The 25,732-nt window shown below is 59.2% G+C and carries 14 protein-coding genes and 1 pseudogene; 5 read left to right on the top strand and 10 right to left on the bottom strand.

The features are described from left to right. Nucleotides 1-13: 13 nt before the first annotated feature. Both dut and OZX71_RS03090 read right to left on the bottom strand, forming a co-directional pair. Nucleotides 14-493, bottom strand: coding sequence for a dUTP diphosphatase (gene dut / locus OZX71_RS03095; protein ID WP_277147175.1), 480 nt, complete (start codon nucleotides 491-493; stop codon nucleotides 14-16). Continuing rightward, nucleotides 493-783 carry a DUF4193 domain-containing protein gene (locus tag OZX71_RS03090; protein ID WP_277147177.1) on the bottom strand — a complete coding sequence of 97 codons (291 nt, stop codon included), beginning with the start codon at nucleotides 781-783 and terminating at the stop codon, nucleotides 493-495. The genes dut and OZX71_RS03090 overlap by 1 nt, the downstream gene beginning before the upstream one ends. 175 nt (nucleotides 784-958) lie before the next feature. Here OZX71_RS03090 and sepH point away from each other — a divergent pair, with 175 nt between their 5' ends. Then, a complete protein-coding gene (gene sepH / locus OZX71_RS03085; RefSeq protein WP_277160461.1) occupies nucleotides 959-2,218 on the top strand; it encodes a septation protein SepH in 1,260 nt (419 codons plus the stop codon). 185 nt (nucleotides 2,219-2,403) lie between these two features. Here sepH and OZX71_RS03080 read toward each other — a convergent pair whose 3' ends face one another. Continuing rightward, on the bottom strand, nucleotides 2,404-3,600 hold the full coding sequence (locus OZX71_RS03080; RefSeq protein ID WP_277160460.1) for a nucleotide pyrophosphatase/phosphodiesterase family protein: 1,197 nt from the start codon (nucleotides 3,598-3,600) through the stop codon (nucleotides 2,404-2,406). A gap of 137 nt (nucleotides 3,601-3,737) precedes the next feature. Here OZX71_RS03080 and OZX71_RS03075 point away from each other — a divergent pair, with 137 nt between their 5' ends. Further along, on the top strand, nucleotides 3,738-6,482 hold the full coding sequence (locus tag OZX71_RS03075; protein WP_277160459.1) for a DNA topoisomerase IV subunit A: 2,745 nt from the start codon (nucleotides 3,738-3,740) through the stop codon (nucleotides 6,480-6,482). 130 nt (nucleotides 6,483-6,612) lie between these two features. Here OZX71_RS03075 and OZX71_RS03070 read toward each other — a convergent pair whose 3' ends face one another. The 6 genes and pseudogenes from OZX71_RS03070 to OZX71_RS03045 form a co-directional block, all read right to left on the bottom strand. Continuing rightward, nucleotides 6,613-7,803: an MFS transporter gene (locus OZX71_RS03070; protein WP_277160458.1), complete on the bottom strand. Its 1,191-nt coding sequence runs from the start codon at nucleotides 7,801-7,803 to the stop codon at nucleotides 6,613-6,615. Between the two features lie 882 nt (nucleotides 7,804-8,685). Further along, nucleotides 8,686-13,335: pseudogene (locus OZX71_RS03065) on the bottom strand (DEAD/DEAH box helicase); the annotation flags it as partial. Nucleotides 13,336-13,375: 40 nt separating this feature from the next. Then, nucleotides 13,376-14,629 (bottom strand): MFS transporter, encoded by a 1,254-nt coding sequence (locus OZX71_RS03060; protein WP_277147190.1) that lies wholly within the window; start codon nucleotides 14,627-14,629, stop codon nucleotides 13,376-13,378. Between the two features lie 259 nt (nucleotides 14,630-14,888). After that, entirely contained in the window at nucleotides 14,889-17,360 is a 2,472-nt protein-coding gene (locus tag OZX71_RS03055; protein ID WP_277160456.1) for a toprim domain-containing protein, read from the bottom strand. A 260-nt stretch (nucleotides 17,361-17,620) separates the two neighbouring features. Further along, complete coding sequence (locus tag OZX71_RS03050) at nucleotides 17,621-19,084, bottom strand: RNA polymerase sigma factor (RefSeq protein ID WP_277147194.1); 1,464 nt, start codon at nucleotides 19,082-19,084, stop codon at nucleotides 17,621-17,623. Nucleotides 19,085-19,303: 219 nt separating this feature from the next. Next, nucleotides 19,304-20,230, bottom strand: coding sequence for a hypothetical protein (locus OZX71_RS03045; protein WP_277160455.1), 927 nt, complete (start codon nucleotides 20,228-20,230; stop codon nucleotides 19,304-19,306). Nucleotides 20,231-20,458: 228 nt separating this feature from the next. Here OZX71_RS03045 and OZX71_RS03040 point away from each other — a divergent pair, with 228 nt between their 5' ends. Both OZX71_RS03040 and OZX71_RS03035 read left to right on the top strand, forming a co-directional pair. Next, nucleotides 20,459-21,619, top strand: a complete 1,161-nt coding sequence (locus OZX71_RS03040) for a polyprenyl synthetase family protein (RefSeq protein WP_277160454.1) — start codon at nucleotides 20,459-20,461, stop codon at nucleotides 21,617-21,619. 100 nt (nucleotides 21,620-21,719) lie between these two features. Next, the gene (locus OZX71_RS03035) at nucleotides 21,720-23,945 is read left to right on the top strand and encodes a Stk1 family PASTA domain-containing Ser/Thr kinase (RefSeq protein ID WP_277160453.1); all 2,226 of its coding nucleotides are present in this window, start codon (nucleotides 21,720-21,722) and stop codon (nucleotides 23,943-23,945) included. A 299-nt stretch (nucleotides 23,946-24,244) separates the two neighbouring features. Here the strand turns inward: OZX71_RS03035 and OZX71_RS03030 are convergent, their stop codons facing one another. Then, nucleotides 24,245-24,961 carry a lysophospholipid acyltransferase family protein gene (locus tag OZX71_RS03030; RefSeq protein ID WP_277147202.1) on the bottom strand — a complete coding sequence of 239 codons (717 nt, stop codon included), beginning with the start codon at nucleotides 24,959-24,961 and terminating at the stop codon, nucleotides 24,245-24,247. A gap of 86 nt (nucleotides 24,962-25,047) precedes the next feature. On the opposite strand from OZX71_RS03030, the gene OZX71_RS03025 reads away from it, so the two are divergent. Beyond that, complete coding sequence (locus OZX71_RS03025) at nucleotides 25,048-25,662, top strand: DUF308 domain-containing protein (RefSeq protein WP_277147204.1); 615 nt, start codon at nucleotides 25,048-25,050, stop codon at nucleotides 25,660-25,662. Nucleotides 25,663-25,732: the final 70 nt, after the last annotated feature.

Raw genomic sequence — 25,732 nt, 5'->3', positions numbered from 1 at the left:
GGACGGAGCGTCGCTATCTGCTCGCCAACCCGGTGGAACCGAACCCGCGCTCGGCCCGATCGCTGCCGGGAAGCGTTGCCGCGGGGACGAACCGCGCCTCAACGTAACGTTGGATGACCAGCTGCGCGATACGATCGCCTGCGTGCAAAACCACGGTATGTTCGGCGTCGAGATTGATCAGCGGCACCTTGATCTCCCCGCGGTACCCCGCATCGATGGTGCCTGGCGCGTTCAAAACCGTCACGCCCGACTTGACCGCCAACCCGCTGCGTGGATGCACCAGCCCGACATAGCCGCAGGGAAGCGCGATCGAGACGCCCGTCGGCACCAAGGCGCGTTCGAACGGCTTGAGCTCGACGTCCTGTGTGCAGGTCAGGTCGGCACCCGCATCACCCGCGTGCGCATAACGCAGGGCAGGCACGTTTCCGTCGGCATCGGCCTTCAGGAGCACTTCGACGTTTTCCGGTTCGTTGTAGCTTTCGGCATAGGCCATCAGGCGGCGCACTCCTTGCAGACCGGGCCGTCGGGGCCCATATGGTCAAGTTGGCTGCGGTGCTTGACCAGGAAGCACTCCGAGCAGATGAACTCGTCTCCCTGCATGGGGATGACGGTCACCGAGGAATCCTCGTTGCTCAAATCCGCACCGGGCAACTCGTAATCCTCAGCGATGGCGTTCTCGTCGTCGTCGATGTCCTCGGCGGAGTCCCTGCTGCTTTTACTCAACGCCTGAAGGGATTCCTCGTCCTCGTCCTTGTTGCGAGGGGAATCATAATCTTGGGCCATTTCGCCTTCCTTTCTTTTGGTTCTCGGTATGTGCTACCGATGGCTGGCACCTCTAAATGTCTTTTACGGGCAAAAGGATACACGATTTCGCAAATTCGTAAAGTACGACACGAGGGACATAATGGAATAAAGTAAAATTCTTGTAGTTTTATTGTTGTAGGAAAGTGGTGCTCGCATGTCAATCAGTTCAGTTACGGATGCTCGGTTCGACCATGTCGACGAGGATGGCGAGCTGGTGTTCGTTTCGAAGGGATTGAAGTTCCGGATACCGGTGGATGACACGTTGGAGCATGCCATTCTCGAGGCACGCCAAATACTTAGCGAGGCCGAGGAAATCAATAGTCCAGGACTGGCGCAAACCCTACCAATATCAAGCATTCAGGCACTGATCAGAGCCGGCGCGCAGCCTGAAAAAGTGGCCGAGAAATACGGTCTGAGCCAGGCGTTGGTACGACGTTTTTCCGCCGCGGTCGAGACGGAAAAGCAATACGCCATCGAACAGTTCCTCGCCGTTTCCGCACCCAAAGGGAGCAAGGTCCACTCCGTCGAAGATCTGATCGCACGTACGCTCGCCGCCGCCCGCATCGGCATGGAATCCGTCAAGTGGGGCGCGACACGCCGGGGAAGAGAACCTTGGCTGATTACGGCGACATTCAGCACCCAGCGCAATCGTATACGCGCCGAATGGACGTGGAATATGCATGACAACACCGTCGAATGCCAGAACACGGCGGCGCAGATACTGCTCGGCGAGACGGACACCACGCGACAATCCGATCAGGTCAATGACAGAACACCTGATGCGAACGCCCAAAGCGACGGCTCTGGGCAATTGCAGGGAAACACGGATCGGACGGCCGCAGCAAGCGAGAAGACGGCACTAAACCACGAAGACAGGGAAACGGCCGCTTCGGCGTTCAGGACCAGTCCGGTGGTTTTGCCAGGTGATTCCGTGCGCTCTGCACGAATCGCCAGCACTGTGGCCGCCATGCAGGAACAGAACGATGACGGGATTGAGGCCCCGGGTTCCGATACTGCCAAGGATTCGGCCTATGGCGACCGCAACCAAACCGATTCCTCCACCACGGGGTCGGTCTCCTTGCCGTATCCTGTACCGACCACGAACCAGCCGCAAGCCTCTCCCATCAATGTTCAAACGCCAGCTTCCGCAACGACGACCGCATCGGCAGATTCGTTGTCGTTGCCTCTTCCGGATCGCACGCCTGCCGCAAAACCGCAGACGCTCACGCCATTCGGCGATGAGCCGGCAGCACAGGCGGGAAATGACAATTCCGACATTTCAGGAAACACCGACGACCAGGCAGACAGGCAATCTACAGACAATGGCCAGAATCACGATGCACACAAGCATGGCAAGCGCAAATCAGGGCGTTCCGCCGTGCCGAGCTGGGATGAGATTCTCTTCGGGGAGTGATCTGAACAAATTGAGTTAAGAGCCGTAGCCTGCATTCGCCGTAGACTTCGGCTTCATTATTGTCAATTCATCGTCGAAGGCATCACGGCACTTTGCAGACGTATCAAAACTGCAACCGGCAAAATCGGAAGAACAATCAGGCAATATCCGATCAGGCCAATCAAACTGACGTATCCAATCAAGTCTTATGCCACATCAATCAGGCACGGTATTTCGCGCTCGAGATGCGTCAGAGATCCGTGGACACCTTTGAGGCCCATCGCTCCCTCACTTTGCGTACGTGAATCGACAATCGTGACATTGTCTCTGGCACAGACGACCACGTCACCGATCAATGGTCTGATGCGAGTTTCGACATTGCCGTACAAACCGTCTTCAATCGCTTCGTCACGCGTGAATACCCGTGCGCAATCACCCAACTCTTCGCGCCAACGTCTGGCCATGGCATCGACGTCCGCACCCTCTTCGGCATAGAGCATCGTCATACGGGGCTCACCTGCGACCAATGCAACCTCATGTGTCAGTTCATCGCGATTCGCGATGTCGATCTGCTTGTCAAAATCGACTTCCACCATCCCATGATCCGCAACGACGACCATCAGGGTCCCGGGCTTCAATCCTCGTCTCAATGCCTGCAACTGCCCATCGGCATTTTCAAGCGCGGTCGCCCATTGTTCGCTGAACGGACCATAGTGATGACCTGCTTTATCGACATCGTCAAGATAGTAATACGTAATCCCCGGCCTGGCGGCAGCTTTGAGCGCGGCACGCACGCGCAGCTCCTCATGGCGGGAACCTTGGTATTCAGGGCCTCGCAAGGCCGCACGGGTGAGGGCCGAATGGGCGAATTTCGGCAGGCCCACGCTGGTCACACGCACACCTACCTCAACCAGACGCTCGAAAACCGTGGGCTGGCGCTGCAGGTCCTCCGGATCCGGCGCACCGGCGAAACTGATGAGTTGGCCCACTCCCCCTGTTTGCTCGTTGCGCTGGGTGAAACCGGTCATGCCGGTCATGCCCGGGCAGGTGCCGGTGCCGAAAGCCCCCATGACGATCGGCGTGGTGCTGGGAATGCAGGTGGCGATTGGCGCTGCGTTACGTTCCTGGTTCATCAGACCACGCAGATACGGAGCGTGCCCTGCTCGCATGGCCAGATTCCAGAAGCCCAGGCCATCCACCAAGACGATGACCGCCGAATCGGTTTCAGGAAAGCCCAGCGCTGCCCTCGCAGCTTCCGGATCGGGATGGATGGCTGTCGGCATCGCGTGCCCGATGGCGGCGCTCAAAGCGGGGAGAACCGCAGAAATATGACGGTTGCTGCCATACGCATCGATTTGGCGGAATTCCAACAGTTCGTCCATAGGCTCGACTTCAACACTCATATTCCCATTGAATCACTGCGCGACGAAAACCGGACCCGCAAGGTCCTTGCTTCATCAACAATGCCGGTCCGCCCTCGACGAGGGCAACCGATATGATGAGACGGATTGTTTGTTAACAGATAGAGGTGCTTTTCAGTATGGCTCAACGTCGCAAAACGGCCAAACCATCCTATGACCCGCACACGGTCAAGGAGAACATCGTCGAAACGCCACTCGACGATGAGATGAGCAAATCCTTCCTCGAGTATGCCTACTCGGTGATCTACGCGCGCGCACTGCCCGACGCACGCGACGGCATGAAGCCGGTGCAGCGACGCATCATCTACCAGATGGGCCAGATGAACCTGACCCCCGACAAACCCTATATGAAGTCGGCTCGCGCCGTCGGCGAGGTGATGGGCAAGCTGCACCCGCACGGCGACTCCTCCATCTACGAGGCCATGGTGCGCCTTGCCCAGCCCTTCGCGATGCGTCTGCCGCTGGTGGACGGACACGGCAATTTCGGCTCGCTTGACGACGGGCCTGCGGCCTCGCGTTACACGGAGGCCAGGCTTGCGCCCGCAGCGCTGGGCATGAACGCGAACATCGACGAGGACACCGTCGACTTCTCCCCCAACTACGACAACAAGCTCAAAGAACCGGACGTGCTGCCAGCCGCCATCCCGAATTTGCTCGTCAACGGCGCTTCCGGCATCGCGGTGGGCATGGCCACCAACATGGCCACCCACAACCTCGGCGAGGTGGTAGCGGCGGCGAAATACCTGATGAAGCACCCCGACGCCACGCTCGACGAGCTGATGGATTACGTGCCGGGGCCGGACTGGCCGGGCGGCGGCATCATCATCGGTCGCGACGGCATCCGCGAAGCCTATGAGAGCGGCCGAGGAACCCTGACCACTCGTTCCGCCACACACATCGAAAACGTGACGGCCCGTAAAAAGGCCATCGTGGTGACCGAACTGCCATTCATGGTCGGCCCCGAACGTGTGCTCGAACGTATCTCGGAAGGCGTGAAGAACCACCACATCGAAGGCGTCTCCGGCGCCATCGACCTGACCGACAGACACAACGGCACACGCATCGTCATCGAGATCAAAACCGGTTTCGACCCCAACGCGGTACTCGCCCAACTGTTCAAGTACACACCGTTGGAAGACAACTTCACCATGAACAACGTGGCGCTCGTCCACGGCCGTCCGCACACCATGGGTCTCAAAGAGATGCTCGAGGTCTGGGTGGAGCACCGACGCAACGTCATCCACCGCCGCAGCGAATACCGGCTGCGCAAGGCGCAGGAACGACTGCATCTGGTCGAAGGCATGCTGCTGGCGATGGTCGACATCGACGAGGTCATCCAAGTCATCCGCACCTCCGAGAACGCCGACGCCGCCAAGACACGCTTGATGGCCGTCTTCGATTTGGATGAGATCCAAGCGCAATACATCCTTGACCTGCGGCTGCGCAGGCTCACCAAGATGAGCCGCATCGAACTCGAGGCCGAACAGGATGATCTCAAAAAGCAGATCGAGGGTCTCAATGAGATCCTCGCTTCCGGCGAACGCCTTGACGAGGTCATCGTTTCCGAAATGGACGAGGCCGTCGAGAAATGGGGCGACCCGCGACGCACCGTGCTGTTGGAACGCCACGAGGACGGCAGCCTGACGCCGGTGCGTTCCCTGGCTTCCTCAAGCTCCGCCATCGACGGCGCCAACGCCAACCCGGACTCCTCTGCTCTGGCCGCCATCCGCGTGGAGAATACGGTATCCCAGGCAGCTGCGGATGTCGAAGCCGCAAAGAAGGCCAAGAAGGCCGGCAACGTAGAGGAAGCCACCGCCGCGTTGCGCCTCGACGACGAACCCTGCGCCGTCATGTTAAGCGCCACCGGGCTCATCGCCCGCACGTCTTCGAGCGCCGTCGACCTTTGGCAGACTCGCGAGGCAAACGGCAAACGCGCACACGATGACCAGATCGTTTCGATCTTCGCTTCGACGACGCTTTCCAGCTACGGGCTCATCACTTCCGCGGGACGTTTGGTTCTGGCCCATGTCGCGGACCTGCCGAACCTGCCAGCGAGTGAGAACCTCAGCGTTTCCGGCGGAGTGAACGCCGACGAACTGCTGGGCATGACCACCAGCACCGAGCCGGTTGCCGGCGAGCACGTCGTGGCGGCCATCGCCATGGGCGACGCTTCCGGCAAGGACGAATCCGGGAACGCAGATGCCGCAAAGGCATCCGACACCGACGCCGCCACTACCCCGCTGGCGATCGGCACGCGCAACGGCATCGTCAAGCGCTGGAACCGCGAATCGCCCAGTACCATGGATTCCTGGCCCGTCATCGACCTGAAGGACGGGGACGCCGTCGTATTCGCCGCGCCCGCCGCCGACGATGACCGTATCGTCTTCATTTCCTCTGATTCCTCGCTGCTGACTTTCGAGGCCAAGGTGGTGCGTCCGCAAGGCCGTAGCGCAAGCGGTATGAACGGCATCAGACTGGCCGAGGGTCAGCATGTCGTCGCCTTCAACGTCGTACCGGCAGGCAAGATCGCCTGGACCTATGACGAGGGCGAAAACGGGTTGTATTCGGCCTCCGGAGCCGTCGTGCTCACCGTCGCCGGAGATGACGCGTCCCTGCCCGGCACCGAAACCGGAGCGGCCAAGGTGACGCCTCTGGAGATGTACCCGACCAAGGGTCGCGGCACCGGTGGTGTCCGCTCGCAGCGCTTCCTCAAGGGCCAGAACACCCTGACCTGCGCCGCCATCGGCACCTATCCCCTCTACGCCAGCACGTCCGGCGGCACCCCCGTCGAGCTACCCAAGCCCGACATGCGCCGAGACGCCTCGGGCGTGGATCTGCCCGCGCCGATCGAGTTCGTGGCATAGAACGAATAGATGATTAAAATGGCCGCAGTCTGTAATTTCCATCTTGACTGCGGCTATTTATTTTTTCTTTAAACCGTTTAACATTGCTATTGCATCGCGCCGATATGCGAAACCGGAAAGCACAAATGCATCATAGCGAAGGCTCCTTCTTTTTGAACAGGACAATCAACAACAGCGCACAAGCCACCAGCGGCAGACAGAAAAGCGGTACCCCGGAAATACCGCGGCACACGTCGATAAGCCATCCGCCGAGCCACGAACCGACCAGCGACGCGACGCCGGAAAACGTGCCGGTCCATCCGTAAGCGCGCGAGAGCATGGAACCCGCCACGCGAATCCTGCCTGTCAGCAGGTCGAGCGTCGGGCTGATCAACAGCTCCGAAAGACTGAAGGCTACGGCGAATGCCACAATCTGCAGCGCACCGCTCGGGGCCAACAACGCGCCGAACGCGATGACAAACGACGCGAATCCCAACAGCAGGATCGTGGTATCCTTCACCTTGCCGAGCGTGTGGACGAGCAAGGGATATTGCAGGATGAGAATGAAGACCGCGTTGCCCATATAGATCGCGTTGGACGCGGTCTGCGTGTGGAACCCCGCGTAGGAACCGATCGGCACGACCAACGACCACTGCGCGTAGACGGTCCAATAGATGAACGTCAATGCCAGCAGAATCGGGAAAGCGCTGTCTGAAGTGAACAGCTTCTTCCAGCCTTGCTCACGCTCGTCGCGTCCAGCGGATACATCTTCTGACGCGACATTGGCCTGCTCATCTTCCGGCGGGCTGAACCTCAGTAATATCATCAGCAGCGAAAGGAGCGCATACAACGCGATCGAAACCAACACCAGACGCCTGAACCCCAGCAACGCGAACAGGCCTGCGCCTATCGCCGGGCCCACCAACGCACCGGAATTGACAGCCATCGAGCGCAACGTCACCATTCTGCGCGAGGTGGCCCGGCGCATCAGCTCAGTCTTGACCGCCAGGCTGGCGCTACTGCTGCCCAATGATGCTGCTGCGGAACACAACAGATACACGGGCAGTGTGGCGTTCGTGGCGAAAACCGCCAATCCGCATGCACGCAGGGCGAGGCCGGCGACCGCGACGGGCTTCGCGCCGATTTTCGACATCACCGTTCCGCAGAGCGACGAGCACAACGGCCCAACGCCCGACAGCACTCCGAGAATCAGACCGGCGTCGGCGGCGCTGAACCCGAGTTTCAGCAGCTGGACGGTCAGCAAGGGATAGAGCATATAGGTCGTCATCCCGGTGACGACGACGGCGATCAGCAACGAATAACCACGGTTTTCACTCGTCATCGTTGGCCGCCTTAAGCGTCTGGGGCAGCTGAAATGGATGTGTCGTTTCGCACTGATACGGACAAGCCAGATTCATCTGCTGCAGCAATCTGCATGCTCAGCGGTAACACTGACGAATCACCCACAGAGGTTACAGCGGTTTTAGCTATTTTGACAAGACAAATTACAGGTTCGAAAGAAAGTAGAGCTATTGGCACCACAATCATCTTCCTTAATAGATCACGGTGCCGGTTACGATACATACACCACCAGTTGCATGTACCAGAATGAGGCCGATACTATCACCAACCAGGCGACTTTTCCATTTCGTCCGTTGAGCTACCGGCCTCTTGCCTTTGGCTATCGATACAGTTTCATTCCCTGCGGCGACGGCGTGAAACCGGCGGTACGCAGCAGCTGCGTGAAGCGATTCAGGGCGGTCAGTGGCTCGCCGTTGACATCACGGAAGGTCACGCTGCCGCGTCTGTTGCCCAGCCGACGGCCCGATGCATACTGCGAGCGCAAGGTATCGGCCAGTTGTGTGATGGCACGCTGAAACTCGAAATCAGTGGCTTTGAAGCAAAGCAGATGATGACTGGACGGGATGGCGTAGAGTATTGGCTTGCCTTCGATGAAGACGACCATGGAACCGACCAAACGCCGAGGCTGGACCGGCTTTCCACGTTTACGCGCGGATCCAACGGTAGCATTAGCAGACAGAGTATCGTTCAACAAAACCGACGACTTGCTTATATCGCGTTGCCTCTCATCTGCCTGTGAATCTCTTATCGCTTCAACAGCGTCAACGTCGGCAGATTGAATGGCAACCGAATCGTTCTGTTGATCGGCTTCGACGCTGCTGTTTTCGGCGACATCTGCCGAATCGTCGGATATGTCTAACGACGGCCATGCAACCGCCCCACCGACAAGGCTGGCGGGGTCGGCAGCATCGAGCGCCACCGCAAGCGGAGCGTTCTGTGTGCGCCACTGGCGCAATTGGTCGATAGTGGTGCGTTCGGCGAACTGCACTGCGGAAAGACCGCGAACGAACATGCCACGAACCAACGTGCCGGCGGCTTCCATCTGTTTTAAGACCGGATAGATATCGGAAAAACTCAAATCTCCCGGATCCATATCCATCAGCGGAGGGACAATGATGCCGTAACGGTCAAGCAGCATCTCGACCTGTGCGATGGCACGCTGCTCCGGCTTTACGTCTTGAGATTGCGGCACAGCCGACCATAATCCCGCCAACGTCCCCGGCAATTGCGGACGTCGCTCGACCCGCGCACGGCCGTATAGCCGATGACGGCTGAGCGACGCTCTTGCATACGAATGACGCGAAGCTTGAGAGCCGCTGCCATTTTGCAGCAATGCGCGAACCGAAGCGAACGACGAATTGGTGACCTGCCCTCGCCACACCAACGACCACACTGCACGTTCGAAACCGGAGTCACCAGCAGATGACATTCGTATTTCTCCGGTCAAAGGGTCCACAACCTCCTGAGGTTGGTCACCGTCATGAAGTCGCCATTGCGCTTCCAGCTGTTCCGCACGATAGGAACCGCCAAGTCCCAATGCAGCCATGATGCCGTTATCGGCCGAATTTTTATGATCATCACCATCGTTACTGACATTGCTCAGCAAGGGAGAACCAGTAAGATAGAACGCGATTTTGCCAGGCTTTGTGGCTGACTCAGGACTAGCGGATGAGCTTTCATCCTTGGAACCCATCCAAATGACCTCGCCGACCGAAAGAAGCTCGTCCAGCATTGACGGGCTGAAGTCCGGCACTCTAGCTGGGAACACCGACGATTCCCACATCGCCGCAGGCAACGGCATGCCTTCCAGTTGTTCGATGACGCGCAACAGGCCGTCCGCTCCGGCAAACCGCGGCCAGACAACTTGAGAGTCCGGCCGAATATCTTCTGCTTCATCGTCAATTCCATCTTGGTCAACGACAGTCTGATAATCATCCGGCATATGTTCGAAAGCGGAACCGTCGGCTTTTGCACCAATCCCCTGCCTCACCAGCAGCCACGATTGATAGATTTCAGCGCTTACAGGTTTGAGAGACTTGCGCGTCAATGTCTGCGAGCGCGAGCGGATGCGACGGAAGACTTCGCGGTGCAGATATTGCGGACTCGGCATACCGTTGACGAATGTTCCGACCATCAGCACACCACGAGCTTTGAGATCATCGAGCTCATGAACCGCCGTGGCCGCGTCCAAGCCGAGTTCTTTGACGACCTGATCGGCGCTGAACGGCCCATGCGTTTTGGCGAAACGCACCATTCGGCCTGCCACGTCATCAGGCTCGAGTTCGTTCCAGAACTGCCGATGGCTCAGTTCCTCTTCGACCTGTGCGATAGCCTTCGGATCGAGCGCATCGGCGATATGGCCGCTTCCGAGCAACTCCTCCAAGACATCCGGATCCATCGCAAGAAGCGAAGCACGGCGTTCGGCCTGGGGTGAATCGTATTCGTACATCACCGATCCTACAAAACCGAAGAGCAGGTTTTGCGCGAACGGCGACGGGCTTTGCGTTTCAACGTCATGGATTTCGATCTTGCCGTCATCGATATCGGTCATCAGCCGCTTCAATGCGGGCAAATCGTAGACGTCCTGCAGGCATTCGCGGACGGTTTCCAAAATCAACGGGAAATTATGCTGTGTCTTCGCCGCGGCCAAGAGCTCCGAGGCGCGCAGACGCTGTTGCCACAGCGGTACACGTTTGCCGGGGTTCATCCTCGGCATATAGAGCGAACGAGCGGCGCATTCGCGGAACCGAGTGGCGAAGAGCACCGAGTCGCCGATCTCCTCCTCCACGTCTCGCAGCAACTCGTCGGCGTCGAACTGGAAGAGCTCTACGGCTCCCACATGGCTGTCCTGCTCGGGCAGACGCACCACGATGCCGTCGTCGGTGGCGTAGGTCTGTCCGTCGAAGCCGTATTTGCGCTTGAGCCGGTTGGTAATGGCGAGCGCCCATGGTTCGTGCACACGACGACCGAACGGCGAATGCAGGATGACGCGCCAGTCGCCTTCCTCGTCCTGGCACCGTTCGATGACCAGGGTTTTGTCGGTCGGCAATGCGCCGGTAGCAGCCTTCTGTTCGGCCAATAAGCGTGCAAGGTTGGCTCTGCCGTTATCGTCCAAACCATTGTCGCGCAGGCGTTGCTCGGTGGCGGCATCGAAATGAGGCTCGGCGTTGTCATTATCAGATTGCGATGATTGCAAAGGCGAAACTGAAACTGAGGCCGATGCCGATATCAGACCGTTGCCGATCTCGCGGACGAACGCGCCCAGCAACGCCCCGAATCCCGCGTCGCGGCCAGGCCCTTCCCCGTGCCAGAACGGCAGCCGCGCGGTTCGTCCGGGAGCCGGGGTGACCACCACGCGGTCGTTGGTGATCTCGTCAATTTGCCAGGTGGAGGTGCCGAGTGTGATGACGTCGCCCACGCGGGATTCGTAGACCATCTCCTCGTCCAGCTCCCCCACTTTCTTGCGCCCCGAACCGGCATCGGCCTCAGGCAGGACGACAGTGTAGGTGCCGCGGTCGGGAATGGTGCCGCCGCTGGTGACGGCAAGACGCTGAGCTCCGGGACGAGCGGAGATAATGCCTTGTTCGGCATTGAGTTGCAGCGGAGGTCTGAAAGCCGAGAACTCCTCGGAGTTGTAGGCACCGGTCAGCATACCGACAACCGCATCGAACATGTCGCGTGAAAGCGTGGCGAACGGGGCGCTTCGACGGACAGCCGCATACCAATCGTTGGTTTTCAGATCGTCCATCGCCGCCGCGGCAACTGTCTGCTGCGCCAAAATGTCAAGAGGGTTATGGCGTACAGCCAATGGCTCGATTTCACTGCGTCTCATGCTTTCCACGGTGGCCATGGAGGTGATCAACTCCTGCCGGGTCAACGGGTAGAACAGCGCGTGGGAGACGCCGCCGACACGGTGGTCCGCCCTACCGACGCGTTGCAGGCCCGATGAGACGGACAGCGGCGGCGCTACCTGAATGACCATGTCGACCGAACCCATATCGATGCCGAGCTCGAGACTGCTGGTGGCGACCACGCAACGCAGACGGCCATGTTTCAGGTCGTCCTCGATGATCTTGCGCCGTTCCTTGGAAACGGAACCGTGATGCGCCATGGCGATGGCCTCGGACTTTGAATGCGAGCCAACCAATGCACTGGAGGAACCGACGACGGAATCGTAATGTTTGCCGTCGCCGTAGGAACGATTATCGACTTCTACCCCACATTCAGTTTCGGCGTATAGGTCGTTGATACGTGCAGTCAATCGTTCAGCCAGTCCGCGCGAGTTGACGAACACCAACGTGCTGTGATGCTTAAGAATCTCGTCCAAAATGCTGCGCTCGACGGCCGGCCAGATGGAGTGCGAAGCAGAGGCAGTCGGCGAGGAATAATCGCCTTGCTTGGCCAGGGAATTCGAATGATTCGAGGCATCGTCACTATTCCCGTTCCGGCCTGCGCAGTCTTCCTGAGTTTCTGCCAACGCACGCATGGCGGGTGTGACGCCGCTAATACGACGAGAACCGCCATCGCTATGAATTGCAGATCCTACACCCGGCTTTGCGGATTTTCCACCGACGCCTCCAACATGGAACCCGCCCTCATCATCGCAGGCGGTGCCCAGCGCCCCCATATCCGCGACGGGTTCGACGATGTTCAAATCCATATGCACAGGGTCGGCGGCATCGACAATCGTGACAGGCTGGTCTCCGCCCAAGAAAAACGCAGCTTCCTTCGCCGGGTTCACCGTCGCCGAAAGCCCGATTCTTTGCGCTTTCCGGCCTGTCAGCAGGTCAAGCCGTTCCAGGCTCAACGCCAGATGCGCCCCACGTTTGGTGGCCGCAAGCGCGTGCACCTCGTCGACAATGACGGTCTCGACGCTTTTCAGGATGCGCCGGGCCTTCGAGGTCAGAAGCAGATACAGCGACTCGGGAGTGGTGATCAGGATATCCGGCGGATGCGCGGCGATGCGGCGGCGCTCCTTGGCCGTGGTGTCCCCCGAACGGATGGCCACGTCGATGTCAGGCGGGTCGATACCGTCAGCGACGCATTGCGCGGCGATGCCCTCCAACGGCACCCGCAGGTTGCGCTCAACGTCGGCTCCCAGAGCCTTCAACGGCGAGATATACAGGACTTTGACACCAGGCTTCGTCGCGCCTTCAATCTTTCCCTCACGACCCGGCCTGCCTGTTTTGGCCTTAGCCGTCGGTTTGCCAGACTTGTCAGACTTATCGGAACAATCCGATGATTCCTCTCTTTTGCCCGGCTTATCCGATTTGTCCGCCTTGGACCTGGCGGCAGGTTCTGCGTGCTGAACGAATTGCCTGCCAATCAGCCCGTCTATGGCGGACAGGAAAGCCGCCAACGTTTTGCCGGAACCGGTAGGCGCGACGACCAGGACATGTTCACCGCTTTTGACATGCGGCCAAGCCTCTTGCTGGGCGTTCGTGGGCGCAGCAAACGCACGCCTGAACCACTCCCGCGTAGGAGGCGAAAACAGGTCCAAGCATTCGTACATATGTTCGATTATCGCAATGCCTCAGGACGTCGCAGCCGAGTCATGAAATCTTGACAGGCACCTTACGCCGCAGCATTTCGTGCATCAGCACCATGAGCACGAGCAGGACCAGCATGTACCACGGGTACAGCGCTATCGAGATGTGCTGGGCGACCAGACCGAACACGGGAGGCATCACCAGCGACCCCGCATAGGCGCAAGCCATCTGCACCCCTATGATCGCCTGCGAGCGCTCTGCACCAAAAAACGAGGGGGTGGAGTGGATGACGCACGGATAGATCGGCGCACAACCCAGGCCGACCAATACCAGACCCGCGACGGTGGCGACATGGCCCGGCAGCGGCAGCAACATGATCATCAGCCCCAGCCCAAGAACCACCTGCCCGATGCGAATCATGGTGGGGTCGTCAAATTTCATGGTCATGAATCCGCTCAACGCACGTCCTGCGGTGATGCCGAGATAGAAGAGGCTTGCCAGAGATGCAGCGGTGACTTTGCCGATGCCGTCGTGGCCGACCATGTAGCTTGAAGCCCATAGGCCTGCGGTGGTCTCGATGGCGCAATAGCAGAAGAACATTACGAGGATCTCTTTGGCGCCTCGGATGGCCAGCACCCCACGCACACCCAACGGTTTGACAGGCTTGGATTCCGTCGCGGACTTGGTCTCGGTTTCTGCAACAGCTTCGACATCGTCAACAGGAGCCTTGTCTTCACCTTGATCCGAGCCGACCGCCGTCGGAACGTCGTTGCGGTTCTTCCACAAGGGCAGAGAGAATACGATGATCACCGTCAGCACGATCTGAATGATGGAAATGTATCGATACCCCCAAGGCCAACCTTGCCCGTTGGAAAGCGCGAATCCCATGATGTAAGGGCCTACCGAGGCACCGATGCCCCACATGCAGTGTAGCCAGCTCATGTGCCGACTGGCGTAGTGAATGGCCACGTAGTTATTGAGGGCAGCATCCACGCCGCCGGCTCCCAGACCGTAGGGAATCGCGATCAGGGCCAGCACCCAGTAATTGGGCGCTACCGAGAATCCGAACAGCGCCACTGCGGTGAGCCCTACCGAGACGGCGGTCAGCCTGCCGGTGCCGAAACGCAATGTCATCCGGTCGGAGAGCAACGCCGAGACGATGGTGCCGGCCGAGATGATCATCGAGATGCCGCCGACCCAGGAAAGCGGCACACCCATCTGCGGCCGCATGCTCGGCCAGGCTGCGCCGAGCAGAGAGTCGGGCAGACCCAGCGAAATGAACGCCAGATAGATGACGGCCAGCAGCAGATTGGTCACGATAGCTCCTTCGGGTCATGACATCGGTTTCAAAAATGTCGGTTCCGACAACCGAATGAAAGACAACGTTTTCATTCTCTCATACCGGTGGGGACGAAAAAACCGGAACAAAACACCTTCGTCTCATGATACAAAACTTCGTATCTCCACAAGACGAACGTAGAAATAAAGACTCTCGCGACAAAGCCCGGTTACTATATAGAGCTTTGCCCATATCGCAATAATTGAGATATGGGCAAAGCAATTGTCGCATTCGTTATCAGGTGTCGATCTTGGTGCGGTCGAAATCGTCGGCGTTGTCGACGATGAACTGGCGGCGCGGCGGCACCTCGTCGCCCATCAGCAACGTGAAGATGGCGCTGGCGTCCTCGGCCTCCTCCATGGAGATGCGACGCAGCATCCGGCTGCGCGGGTCCATGGTGGTGTCGGCCAACTGGTCGGCGTCCATCTCGCCCAGGCCCTTGTAGCGCTGCACGTCGGGGTTGTAGGTGATGCCCTGACGATCGAGCTCGGCGAGCTTGCCGGCCAGTTCGTCGTCGGAGTAGGTGTAGATGAACTCGCCCTTATGCTTGCCCGTCAGAGCGATGCGGTGCAGCGGCGGGACGGCGGCGTAGACATGGCCGTGGGTAATCAGCGGTCGCATGAACCTATAGAAGAGCGTCAGCAGCAGGATGCGAATATGGGCACCGTCGACATCCGCATCGGTCATCATGATGACCTTGTCGTAACGGGTCTGGGTGACGTCGAAGTTGGCGCCGCTCCCCGCACCGATGACCTGGATGATCGCCGAGCATTCCTTGTTGGCGAGGATCTGGGTCATGCTGGCCTTCTGCACGTTCAGGATCTTGCCGCGGATCGGCAGCAGCGCTTGGAAGCCGGAGTTGCGTGCCGCCTTGGCCGTTCCCAGAGCGGAATCGCCCTCGACGATGAACAGTTCGGCCACATCGTCGTTGCCTGGCTGGCAGTCGGAAAGCTTGGCTGGCATGGAGGCGGATTCGAGCGCGTTCTTACGGCGGGTGACCTCCTTGGTCTTGCGCGCCTGGACGCGGGCGTGCATCTCGCCGACGATCTTTTCCAAGACCCGTCCGGACTGCTCCTTGAAGCCGCGGCGCGACCCGTTGATCATCTCGCCGAACTGCTTGTCGGTCATTTTGGCAACAATCGGACGCACCGGGGCGGTGCCGAGCACGTCCTTGGTCTGGCCTTGGAACTGCGGTTCGGCAATGCGCACGGTGACCACAGCCACCAAGCCGGCGAGGATGTCGTCACGCTCGACCTTGCTCTTGGTATCTTTGAGGTTGACCTTGAGCTTGCGGGCGTTGGCCTCGACGGCCTTGCGCACCTGCTTGGTGATCGATTGCAGGAATCCGTCGACGTGCATGCCGCCGCCGGGGGTCTCCACCACGTTGACGAAGCTGCGGATGGTGGTGTCATAGCCGTTGACCCAGCGCAGCGCGATGTTGACCGAGCAATCGCGTTTGATCTTCTCGGCATGCAGGTCGCCGTTCGCGTCGACCGCCTGCGTCTCTTCGGTGTAGTCGGCGTCACCGGAGATACTCCAGACGGTCGAAACCGGTTCGCCTTTCGAAAGAAAGTCGACGAAATCCTTGACGCCGCCCGTATGCAGGAACTCTTCGACGCGCTTATGCGCACGCGCAGGCTGACCGTCGGTTTCGACGTTCAGAGAGGCGTTGCCGTCATCCTGAGACCCGCCTGTTTTCAATTGCGTATCATCGGCCGACATCCGAGCTGCGGAATCGGCTTGCCCGGCATTGTCCGCTTCAGGTTCCCCGGCGCTGCCGGATGTCGATTCCCCATCCGCCGCCATATCACTCTGGCCATCTTCGCCCTGCCGAGTCTTCGACGCAGGATCACCTTCGTTGCCGTCGAATGCCGCCGCCAACGTGGGCGTCTGCCCAGCGCTTGCAGCATCCGAATCCGTATCCGAATCGGCGCGTATACTCCCGGATTCTTGGGGTCCGTCCACCTCGAACATGTCGTCTACGGCAGCATCGCCGGTTTCCGGGATGTTTTCGTCGATGACGACTATTTTCAGGCCCGGTACCAAAAAGCTGGTCTGGCGGACACGGTCGATGAGCTGCTCGTAGCTGAAATGCGCGGTGTCGTTGAAGATCTCCGGATCGGCCCAGTAACGGATACGGGTACCGGTGGTTTTAGGCGTTACCTTGCCGATGACTTCAAGCTCGGTCGGTTTGTTCTTTCGGGTCTTCTTGAACTTGTTGTCGGGCGAACGATGCTCGGCGTCAGGGTCGTCGTAGACACCGGGATGGCCCTGATGGAACGCCATATGGTAGGTCTTGCCATTGCGGTCAACCTCGACGTCGAGTCGCGAGCTCAGCGCGTTGACCACCGAGGAGCCGACACCGTGCAGCCCGCCGGAAGCTCCGTAGGAGGAATTACCGAATTTCGCCCCGGCGTGCAGCTTGGTCAGCACGACCTCGACACCGGTGAGCTTGGTCTTCTTCTCCACGTCCACGGGGATGCCACGACCGTTGTCGGCCACTTCGACGGAACCGTCGGTATGCAGCGTGACCACGATTTTATTGCAGGCACCGGCGAGCGCCTCGTCGACGGAATTATCGATGATCTCCCACAGGCAGTGCATGAGCCCCTGGCTGTCGGTGGTGCCGATATACATGCCCGGGCGCTTGCGTACGGCGTCGAGCCCCTCCAGTACGGACAGGTCCTTGGCACTGTATTCCTCAACCATTCGCTTTCATACCTACCTTAACAAAAGAAATTCGGTGTTGAGCCACGAATTATCACCATACCCAACAGCCTCGCCAAAGCCATTCTGCATTACAGAGTAGTTGGTCGGCGTCTACCGACGAAGGCTTTCAACGTCTCGTCCAAGCTCAATATCGAAACGAATCCGAGCATCGAACACTACCGGACAATCAGATTTCCTCTCACGGATCCATCAGATAGACAAAACCCGCCGCACAAAAGCGGCGGGCCTCGAAAGCATGATCACTGGTCCAGGAAGTCGCGCAACGTCTGCGAACGTGACGGGTGACGCAGCTTCGACATGGTCTTGGACTCGATCTGACGGATGCGTTCACGGGTGACCCCATAGACACGGCCGATATCGTCCAGCGTCTTGGGCTGGCCGTCTTCAAGACCATAACGCATCTTGATGACCCCTGCCTCACGGGGCGAAAGCGTCTCCAGCACCTGCTTGAACTGCTCCTGCAGCAGGGAGAACGCAACGGCTTCGCTCGGCGCGATCGCGTCGGTGTCCTCGATCAGGTCGCCGAACTCGGAATCGCCGTCCTCGCCTAACGGGGTGTGCAGCGAAATCGGCTCACGGCCGTACTTCTGCACTTCCTGCACCTTTTCGACCGGCATGTCAAGCTCGCGGGCCAGCTCGTCAGGCGTGGGCTCGCGGCCCAGATCCTGCAGCATCTGGCGCTGGACACGGGAAAGTTTGTTGATGACCTCGACCATGTGCACGGGCACACGAATCGTACGGGCCTGGTCGGCCATGGCGCGCGTGATGGCCTGACGAATCCACCAAGTGGCGTACGTGGAGAACTTGAAGCCCTTCTTCCAGTCGAACTTCTCGACCGCGCGGATCAGGCCCAGGTTGCCTTCCTGAATCAGATCGAGGAAGAGCATGCCGCGGCCGGTATATCGTTTGGCCAGCGAGACGACGAGACGAAGGTTGGCCTCAAGCAGGTGGTCCTTGGCTTTCTTGCCGTCGTTCGCGGCCCATTTAAGCTCACGCTTGCGCTTGAAATCCATGCCTTCGGACTGGGTTTCAAGCAGATGCTGGGCGTAGAGCCCGGCCTCGATACGCTCGGAAAGGTCGACTTCCTGCTCGGCGTTCAGCAGGCTCACACGCCCGATCTGCTTCAAGTAATCCTTGACGGGATCGGCGGTGGCGCCGGCCGCGACCACACGGCGCTTCGGATTGCCTGAGGGGGTCAGATTGTCATCGTCGTCATCAGTGTTGCTGACCACGAACGCGCCCTTGGCCTTCGGCAGTGCAGCTGCCTTGCGATGGGAAGCGGCGCTGTCGTCGTCCTCGTCCTCATCGTCATCCTCGGGCTCGGAATCCCCGTCCTCGTCGTCTTCATCCGGCAAGGCAGAGGAGTCATCGCTCAAATCGTCGAAATCCTCATCCTGGTCGACTTCCTCAACATCGTCGACATCTTCAAGATCGGCATCCTGAAGTTCGTCATCGTTTGCAATATCCTCGGAATCCTCTTTGATGTCAATGGCATCATGATTTTTCGCGGGATTATTGCCGTCCTTCTTTGTCTTTTTGGACGACTTTTTTACGGCAGTGGTTTTCTTGGCTTTCTTCGTCTTGGCCGTCGCCTTACGCGTAGTCGTTGAAGAAGACGAACGGGTGGCCTTCGACTTACGAGTGACTTTGCTGTCCTCGCTTTGCTCAGCCTCTACGGTTGTTGCCTGTTCCTTCTTGGCCAAACGTACCCTCCTCAAGTGAACAATCATTATTCCCACGCCCATCAGACGGCGCGAATCCACCACATTAGAAAAACCAGTGACTATAAAAGTCAACCATCAAACAAGGACGATTATTCCCATTGATCATGATTGGCTTCGTCAAAAATTGCGAAAATGCCCATCCACCTTTGTTCTGTTTCCGTTTTCCGCTCCACAACGCCGAAGAGCTCCTTCGCAGGTTTACATCCGCCAGGCCGGACGCAAACCCTGATCGAGCGCCGAGCAGATGATCCTCGCCAGCGTGCATTGCCCGTCCAAGCGAAGCGCCTGACGGGCATAGTCGAGCGCATCATCGCTACCCACCCACCATGACCCGTATGCAGCGACGGTCAGCGGCTGCACCTCGAAACGTCCGCAGACCAAGGTCGACATATCGACGAGCATGTCGATTCCGCACGCGCAACGTTGAAGATCGGGAGAGGCTTCGGCGTCATTGAAGGCGGCGTCCAACAAGCGATAGAGGCGGATGACATTGGCCGGGTCGTGGGGTTCGGCCGCCAAGTCGAGCATCGCCTTGACCCCGATCTCCGTGCTCGTCGCGCCCACCAACGACATGATCAGGGCATCACGCGTGGAAAGCATATCCGCCATGGCCACGCAAATCGCCAAAGCATTGCTTGCTGACATGCTGTGCACGTGATTGCACAGGTTCTCGTTCCATTCACAGAACGGGGCATCGAGCCAGTCGCGGTTCGCCTTGGCGATTCCTTTCTCCATCTTGCACTGCTGCAACCGTCTCGCCAAAGCTTCCAGTCGCTCGTCTTGAGGTTCTTGTTCGAAGTCCTCGCCTGCGAACGCGGCATCCTGCGCTATCGCGGCGTCAATGATACGTTCGTCTACGGAGTCCAGATCGACCGGCCTGTCGAACCGGTCACAGCAGCGATGCCTCGTCTGGTTCCCGCTGGCGCCCGACGCGCAAGCGGGAACCGACATCGCCGGCATCGAGTGTTTCCGGGCCTTCGCCCCTCGTCTTGTGCCGCCGGCAGAGCCTATTCCCGGCTTCCCGCGACCATCCGCAGCGTGTTGCGGCCGTATGTACGCAGGCTTCGGCTCGAGATGTCTTGGCGACGTCTTGCCTCCGGCCTTGGCTGATGTGTTCTTTGCCATGATTGCTCCTTTTTATTATCATTCCGTCTTCATCGGCATAGCCGTCAAACGCGGAAACACATCCTGTCTGATTCACTATGGCACACTTCGGCTGTTTTCCGTGCCGATTTCGGCCACTGTGGTCGAACGCTCATAAACGTTGGAAATCCGCCGTTTCTCAAGCTCATACAGCGATGTGAATAACCAAGTAGGCTGATGTGGATAATCTTGGAACCTATGGAAGCTTGTGTGGATAACCGTGTCATCGACCGACGTATCGCCGAACTGTGCCAGGAATGGATGCACGATGATGACCACAATGTCGTGGCCGCGAATCTGCAACCGACCCTGCAGGCGGTCTTCGACGAGGGCTTGGGCGCCAATCGCGGTGGCAAACGGCTCCGCGCGCTCCTTGCCTTGGCGGCATTTCGCAGCTATAGAACCGGTGACGAATCAGCGAAGAAATCCGTTGCGACTCATCAACCAGAGACGCCAACAGACAATACAAACCTTGCCGGCATGCATACCAGCAAGGATGCTGATAACGTACCATCGGCCATGCTCGATCTGGCCTGCGCCATCGAGATCTACCAGACCAGCGCCTTGATCCACGACGACATCATCGACGACTCACCGCAGCGTCGCGGCCGCGCCAGCGCCCACGTCGCGTTGGCCCGCAACGACGCACCCGACAATTTCGGGACCGGGCTGGCCCTGATGCTGGGCAATATGCTCGCCACGGCCTCGCTCGACATCGCGTCGAACGCTCTGGAAAACCCCGAATTGCAGCACGCCAACGCGAACCTGCACACCTTCCTTGCGATGCAGAGGGCAGTGGAAATCGGCCAGACCTTGGATCTGGGAGCCGAAACGATCAGCCTTGAGCACCCGCATGAACTGATCGAGGCCTCGCTCAACGTCTTCGCGTGGAAAACGGCGAGCTACACCACCATCGCCCCTCTTGAGCTTGGGCTTTGCGCAGCCGGCATGGCTCCGGTTGCCGCCCATCAAGTCGCACGCGAAATCGGTCTGCCTTTGGGCGTGGCGTTCCAGCTGGCCGATGACCTGCTCGATGTCATCGGGTCGTCGCAATCCACCGGCAAACCGGTCGGCGGCGATATTCGTGAAGGCAAACACACCGTTCTGCTCGCAGACGCCCTGCAATCGGCCAATGAAACGGATCGGGCCATGCTGATCAACGCTTACCGGCAGCCCGGCCGAAGCGATGCCGACGTAACGCATGTGCTCAGTCTCTTCGCCTCAAACGGAGCCATTGACATCTCACGTAAACGCATCCACAAGTTATGGCAGCAAACGCAAAATGCCATCGGCAAAACCCATATATCCCCAGCCGGCCGAGCGACGCTGACGGCTTCCTGCGCACGTTTCATCGACGACGAACTGAGGTGACCGGTCTCAGGCCCGTCGCGTACCGAATCCTTGACGTACCTTGTGGCATGTAATATTAAGACATTCGTACCTACCAGTAACCAAGGGACACAGCCAAGTCATGAGCGAAGCCGAAACGCAACCGCAAAGCCAACTGATCGACGGGCGTTACCGCGTCTTGGGGCCGATTGCGGACGGCGGCATGGCCACGGTCTACCGGGCCAAAGACGAACGACTCGAACGCGTCGTGGCCATCAAGGTGATGCACACGCAGCTGGCCCAAGGCCCGCACCGCGACCAGTTCGTCGCCCGGTTCCACCGCGAGGCCCGCAGCGCCGCTGCCATCAGCAACCCGCATATCGTGCAGGTCTACGATTCCGGAACGGCCGGCGGCCGCGACTATCTGGTCATGGAATACGTGCACGGTGTCAATCTGCGCCACGAGATGAACGAACGCGGCACCTTCAGCGTCCACGAGACGGTGCGCATCATCTCCCAGACACTCGACGGGCTGGCCAGCGCACACCGGGCCGGCGTGGTGCACCGCGATATCAAACCCGAGAACATCCTTTTAAACGACCGCGGGCGCGTGCAGATCACCGATTTCGGGCTGGCCAAGGCGATGAGCGAGGCGACGCTTTCGACCACCGGCATGCTTTTGGGCACGGCGGCGTATCTGGCTCCCGAAATGATCGAGAACAATCTCGCCACACCTCAAGGCGACCTCTATTCCGTAGGCATCATGGCCTGGGAGATGCTGGCCGGGCAGGTGCCCTTCACCTCGGACAACCCGGTGACGATGGTCTTCAAACACGTCCACGAGGATGTACCGGCGCTTCAGGGCGTCTGCCAAGGCATAGACCCTTCGATTTCGGCCTTTGTGGCTCATCTGACGGCCCGTACAGTCGAAAATCGTCCCGTGGATGCCGCGGCCGCGTTGCAGGAGCTGAAAACACTGAGCTCGCGTATCGGCGTCGACGGCTGGCAATACCGCTACGTGCCCGCCGATACCGAAGCAGCCGGGCAGGAGGCCACTTCCCCGCTTGTCGGCACTTTGCCGCCGAACCCACCAGCCGCGACTGGTGAGGATACCAAGCCGTCGCCCATTTCACCCGAGCTGCCGGCGGCTTCCGCTTCCCCTGCCTACGAAAAAACGCAAGCCATGAGCCCCGGCACCTACGAACACCAGTCCTCCCCCAACGCGGCCACACAGGCCATCGGCGGGCGGACCCTGGCCAACGACGGGACGGCGGCCGCGAACAATCCGACCATGACCATCGGCTTGATGGACGCGCCTACCGAAGGACAGGTCGAGGAACCGAGCGGCGATAATCCAACCGCCAAGACCATGCCCCAAAAACGTTCACGCCTTCGCAAGCCAGTGGTCATCACGACCATCATCCTGGCGCTTTTGGCGCTGCTTATGTCAGCCGGCGCGGCATGGTGGTACTTCCTCGGCCCAGGAAGCTACTACAGCGTGCCCAGGCCCGAAGACCTGAGCTGCAGCACCAACAGCGCCTGCCGTATCACCGCCGTCAAATGGAAACCGTTCGAAAGCACGCTCAAGGTGGCCGGCGTCCCCTTTCAGGTGTCCGAAGAATTCAGCGACAAGGTCAGCAAGGGCGAAGTCATCTCCACCGATCCCGGCGACGTGGGAGGACACGTAAGCAAGCGCACCGGCGCCAAACTCAAGGTGATCGTCTCCAAGGGCGTCCGGCATGTCACCGTGCCCAAAGACATCCTCGACCCCACGAGTGCCGCCGGCAAAAAACCGATGGAAACCCTCTCCCAGGCCGGTTTCACCAACATCGTCCATGATGAGAGCAAGGACGAATATTCCGTAGACCTGCCCGCAGGGGCCGCGAAATCCATCTCGCCCAAGCCCGGAACGACGGTTGCCCACAACCGCAAGGTGACGCTGGTGCTTTCCAAGGGACCGATGCCGGTGAGCATGCCCGATGTGACCGGGCGAACGAAGGATGACGCGCAGGCGGCGTTCGACGACGCGAAACTCAAGCCGAACTACAGCGAGGAATTCAACGATTCGGTGCCGGCGGGTTCCATCGTCTCCACGTCGACCAAGGCCGGCACGCAGCTGCATTGGGGCGACAAGGTCGATGTCGTGGTCTCCAAGGGGCCCGAGACGGTGACCATTCCCGACGTGCGCGGCAAGAACGAGAACGACGCCCAAAAGACGTTGGAAGCCCTGGGGCTGAAAGTCAAGATTTCCGCGCCTTTGGGCGACCTGACCCATCAGGTTCGTTTCCAATCCCCCGACCCCGGGGCGCAGGTTCGTGTGCGGGGCAACGACGGCAACCCGACCGTCATCACGCTTACCGTGGTCTAAGGCTTATTCGCGGGCCTTGCAAAGCTTCCGCACTCCCCTGCTAAGGCGACGCTTATTCGCAAACCTTTCGAAGTTTCGTACCCGGCTGCTAAGGCGACGGCTTCGCGTCATGGATGCTGGCCGTTGTCAAAGGTTCAGTCAAGAGTACAGTCAAGGCCAATCACGTCAATTCGTTTGACCTGATTGGCCTTATCCGATCGGCCCGCATCATCAGGCCTCTTGACCTATCCCGTTTGTTCGACGTGTCCGGCCGATCGCGCTGTCGTGCCGTGTCACCTGTCTGATCCGGTCGCGGTTTCTCAGGCCTGTTTCGTTTGTTCGAGCTGGGCGGCCTCTTGCGCCTTTTTCATGCGCGCTTTGACCGTCTGCGCATATTCGTCAACGTATTCCTGACCGCTGAGCTTGCCGATCTCGGCCATGACATGGTCGGTCAGCTCGCGCAGCTCGTCATGGGTGATGGTGTCGGGATCTACTTTACGCACCGAAATCGGCTTGCCGTAGATCACCTTGGTATGCCCCGAACTCGGGATGACCTGGCCGGGCATCTGTATCTTCCTGCTGCCGATGACGGCCGTGGGAATGATGTCGCAACCGGTTTCCAGCGCAAGCTTTGCCACGCCGGTGTGCCCCCGATAAAGCCTTCCGTCGGGGCTACGCGTGCCCTCCACGTGAATGCCGAAGAGATGCCCGTCCTCGATGATCTCGCGAGCGTGGGCGAGCGCTCCGAGCGATTTCGAGCCACCTGAACGGTCGACCGGGAACACACCGACGGAGGTGAACCACCATTTGATGAACTTGCCCTTGAGCCCCTTGCCTTCGAAATATTCGGCCTTGCCCATGAAATGGATCATGCGCGGGCTGGTCAGAGGAATCAGCGCGTCGTCGATGACAGCCAGATGGTTCGAGGCGATGATGGCGCCGCCGGATTTGGGAATATTTTCGACGCCGACACCTTTGGGATGCATACGCCAACGGGCGATCGGGCCGAGTCCCTTCACAAAGAACCAATAGAGCACGAGCTCTTACCTCCCTGAAATCTCGCACGTCTGAAAGGCATGCGCTCGAAACACAATTGGCCGACCGCTGGGTTAGAGTGGTCGGTATGACTAGCCTCAAGGATAGCAACAGCAGTGACGACAAACGGGACGACGCCGATTCCCACGCGCGTTGCGACGCCGGTTTGGGTGAAAGCGGAGACACGCAGGATATACACCCGGATACCGCCGAACTTGAGGAAGCATGGAAACGCTTCGAGGACGAACACGCCGAGGACCTTGACGATATCAGCAGCAGTCGCCAGGCCAAACGTTTCGAGAAACACGCAAAACGGGAGGAGAAGAAGGCGCAGCTCTCCATCGAAGACATCACGCCGGACTCCTTTGCCAAGGGATCCTCTTCGTCTTCAAGGCCCCGTGGACCAAGGGATTTCGAAGGTTCCAGCTGGCTTGACGTCGACGACGTCATGGATGGCTTCGATGACTTCACGCCCCCGAATCCCGACCTTGGGCACCTGGACCCGGTAAAAGTCGTGTTCTGGGGGTTGCTCATCGTCGGCATCGCAGGCCTGATCGCCGCTGTCTTCTTTCCAAAATTCGCGGGCATCATGGGCATTGTCTTCGGACTGTGCGCCTTAATCGGAGGCGCGGGGCTCTTGATCACGCATAAGGGATTCCATCAGACTCAGACGGATTATTTCGACGATGGGTCCAGGGTCTGAAACCTTCGATATCTTTCACCACCACAACCTGCTACATATAAAACAAACGGCGGTTGGCAAAATCTCTGTC

Origin of the sequence: Bifidobacterium sp. ESL0764 (assembly GCF_029395515.1) — a bacterium.
Taxonomy (GTDB): Bacteria; Actinomycetota; Actinomycetes; order Actinomycetales; family Bifidobacteriaceae; genus Bifidobacterium.
Note: the sequence above shows the minus strand (reverse complement) of the source record. Positions and strands in the feature narration are given on the sequence as shown.

Bases quoted from the DNA above. Each gene is read 5' to 3' on its own strand.
- dut (WP_277147175.1), bottom strand. From the start codon at position 493: ATGGCCTATGCCGAAAGCTACAACGAACCGGAAAACGTCGAAGTGCTC.
- OZX71_RS03090 (WP_277147177.1), bottom strand. From the start codon at position 783: ATGGCCCAAGATTATGATTCCCCTCGCAACAAGGACGAGGACGAGGAA.
- sepH (WP_277160461.1), top strand. From the start codon at position 959: ATGTCAATCAGTTCAGTTACGGATGCTCGGTTCGACCATGTCGACGAG.
- OZX71_RS03080 (WP_277160460.1), bottom strand. From the start codon at position 3,600: ATGAGTGTTGAAGTCGAGCCTATGGACGAACTGTTGGAATTCCGCCAA.
- OZX71_RS03075 (WP_277160459.1), top strand. From the start codon at position 3,738: ATGGCTCAACGTCGCAAAACGGCCAAACCATCCTATGACCCGCACACG.
- OZX71_RS03070 (WP_277160458.1), bottom strand. From the start codon at position 7,803: ATGACGAGTGAAAACCGTGGTTATTCGTTGCTGATCGCCGTCGTCGTC.
- OZX71_RS03055 (WP_277160456.1), bottom strand. From the start codon at position 17,360: ATGGTTGAGGAATACAGTGCCAAGGACCTGTCCGTACTGGAGGGGCTC.
- OZX71_RS03045 (WP_277160455.1), bottom strand. From the start codon at position 20,230: ATGGCAAAGAACACATCAGCCAAGGCCGGAGGCAAGACGTCGCCAAGA.
- OZX71_RS03035 (WP_277160453.1), top strand. From the start codon at position 21,720: ATGAGCGAAGCCGAAACGCAACCGCAAAGCCAACTGATCGACGGGCGT.
- OZX71_RS03025 (WP_277147204.1), top strand. From the start codon at position 25,048: ATGACTAGCCTCAAGGATAGCAACAGCAGTGACGACAAACGGGACGAC.